This window comes from Okeania sp. SIO2B9 (assembly GCF_010672505.1).
Lineage (GTDB): Bacteria > Cyanobacteriota > Cyanobacteriia > Cyanobacteriales > Microcoleaceae > Okeania > Okeania hirsuta.
Genome location: NZ_JAAHGK010001095.1, coordinates 1 through 2,637, shown reverse-complemented (window position 1 = coordinate 2,637; position 2,637 = coordinate 1). Strand labels below are relative to the sequence as shown.

Annotated in this window: 2 protein-coding genes; both read left to right on the top strand. The window is 34.4% G+C overall.

What is annotated here, in order from left to right:
• Positions 1–120: 120 nt before the first annotated feature.
• On the top strand, positions 121–1,299 hold the full coding sequence (locus F6K13_RS27680; protein WP_287289088.1) for a trypsin-like peptidase domain-containing protein: 1,179 nt from the start codon (positions 121–123) through the stop codon (positions 1,297–1,299).
• A gap of 597 nt (positions 1,300–1,896) precedes the next feature.
• Entirely contained in the window at positions 1,897–2,637 is a 741-nt protein-coding gene (locus F6K13_RS27675; RefSeq protein ID WP_192901306.1) for a PPC domain-containing protein, read from the top strand.

The following is a 2,637-nucleotide window of genomic DNA, read 5'->3' as shown; positions in this document are numbered from 1 at the left end:
TGGCAACTGCTGAATAACTCACTCATTAATTCTGTCTATTGGCTACTCAACTCCTAACTCTATTTTTCAAAAAATTACTGGGTAATAATATTAAATATAAACTAGACTTGACAAGCAACAATGAATGCCAAATTTTTGTCAAAAACCACATTAAGAATACTTATAGTAGTAGCAGTTGGTGTGAATTTAAGTAATTTTCCTCCAGTCAAAGCTCAAATAAAAGTGGATACAATTCCCAGACCCCTGAATAAAAACCGAAAAGAAACACTACTTTCTCTGAGTCTAGAAGAACAAACTAATATTCGTGTTTATGAACAAGCTAGTCAAGCAGTAGTTTCCATAGATACAGATAAAACTAATGGTAGTTGTGCCATTATCAGTCCCGAAGGAATGGTATTAACAAATGCTCATGTCGTATCTCAAGGCCGTGTGGTCAAAATTACCTTAGCAGATGGTAGAAAAGTTACAGCAGATGTCATAGGTTTTGGTGAAGAAGATTTAGACTTAGCAGTTCTCAAAATTCGAGGACAAAGAAACCTTCCTACTATTAGAATAGCTCGTCCAGGTTCGACAAAAGTAGGTCAGCGAGCTTTTGCTATCGGAAATCCTTTTGGCAGATTTCAAGGTACTCTTACTGTAGGAATAGTTAGTCGTATAGATCGAGAAAGAGGATTGATCCAAACAGATGCAGCTATTAACCCTGGTAATTCAGGGGGGCCACTATTGAATAGTTCTGGAGAACTTATTGGTGTCAATACTGCTATATTTACTCGTGGTCAATTAGGGGGTAATATTGGCATTGGTTTTGCTATATCTATGGATAGAGTCCCAGAGTTTCTAAGAGCGGTTCGAGAAGGAAGAGCGCCTTTAGTAGCTCAACAGCAAACAGGAATGTTTGATGAGAGACAGGCTGAAAAATTAGACCTTAATGGTTTAATAGAAATAAAGGGCAATTTGGACAGTGAATCTAATGTATTACCTGTAGACAATAGTTATTATGACCTTTACGCTTTTGAAGGTTTAGCAGGTCAAAAGATTTCTATTGATATGAGTAGTAATAAAATAGATTCTTACTTGATTTTATTAAGTTCAAATGGTCAAGAATTAGCTCAAGATGATGATAGTGGTGGAGAAAAAAATGCCAGAATTGTGATTACGCTACCAGAAAATGGAACTTACAAGTTATTAGCAAATTCTTATGAAGCAGGAGAGTCAGGAGAATATCGGTTGAAAATTGAGTCTGTTTCACCCAGAATTAGACCTTTCTTTGAGCGTGAAAGGATAAATTACTATAGATAAATTGTCTGAAATTTTATCTACTGATTGATAGATAGGGATATGAAGGTTAAAAAAAATTTTTGACCAGAAATATCGACAAAGGAGGATGAAAAAATTTTGACTTTTAAAGTCACCTAAATAGTAAATAGTCGTTTGCCAGTACAGTAGTTAGTAGATATAAGTAGGTTTGAGGAACGGAAACCCAATAAGATGTATTGAGATGAAATACTAAAACTTCTTGCCACATATTCTCCCCTTTTTTAGAGAGGAGCTAGAGGTTAGGAGAATCAAGGGACTGTATTTTTTTTATATGAAATATTAAATTGATTTAAAATGTCATAATGAGCGGATAATAGCAATTTTCTCAAAAAATTTATTTATAGGAAACATGAATTTCTAGGAAGTGCAACAAATTGTCTTACAGCAAAATCAAACAGTTAATAAGTTAAGTACAAGTATTGGTTTGAAAATAAAAAAAAGATGATTATAGTGATACTCTGTAATTACTAACTAAAATTTACCCTAAACTTTTTCAATTAATAATTATTCGTGATTATTTCCCACTATGCTAGTAGACTAGTTGGAGAATTTAAGTAGTATATTTATTTGAGGTGATTAATGCGTCAAGCAAGATTTTGGGCGATCGCTCCTTTTGGTCTACTAAGTATTATGGGAAAAACTTTACTTTTCCCTATCCTTCTATTTCATCCGGTGGTTATCAATTCTAGCTATGCTAATGAAATTTTAGTTCAGGATACTCCAACTCCAGAAGAAACTACTCCAACTCCAGAAGAAACTACTCCAACTCCAGAAGAAACTACTCCAACTCCAGAAGAAACTACTCCAACTCCAGAAGAAACTACTCCAACTCCAGAAGAAACTACTCCAAATCCAGAAGAAACTACCCCAACTCCAGAAGAAACTACCCCAAATCCAGAAGAAACTACTCCAACTCCAGAAGAAACTACTCCAACTCCAGAAGAAACTACTCCTTCTACCCAAGAACAAAAAGTTGGAAAAGAAATATTACAGCTAGAAGGAACACTGAGTGATGGAGACTTAGTACTTCCATCTGATGAAAGTATTTATGATGAACATACTTTTGAAGGAACAACAGGTCAAGTAGTAACTGTAATCTTAGAAAGTCCTGACTTTGATACTTATTTAGCAGTATTTAGTCCTACTGGTGAATTACTGGGAGAACATGATGATGTTAGTCAAAAAAATACAAATTCTCAACTAACAATTACTCTAACTGTTACAGGTAAATATCGTGTAATAGTTAATTCTTACGATAAAACAGGTAGGGGTCAGTATAATCTCCAAGTAATTGAGTCAGGTCAGACATCAGATTTATAA

Bases quoted from the DNA above. Each gene is read 5' to 3' on its own strand.
- F6K13_RS27680 (WP_287289088.1), top strand. From the start codon at position 121: ATGAATGCCAAATTTTTGTCAAAAACCACATTAAGAATACTTATAGTA.
- F6K13_RS27675 (WP_192901306.1), top strand. From the start codon at position 1,897: ATGCGTCAAGCAAGATTTTGGGCGATCGCTCCTTTTGGTCTACTAAGT.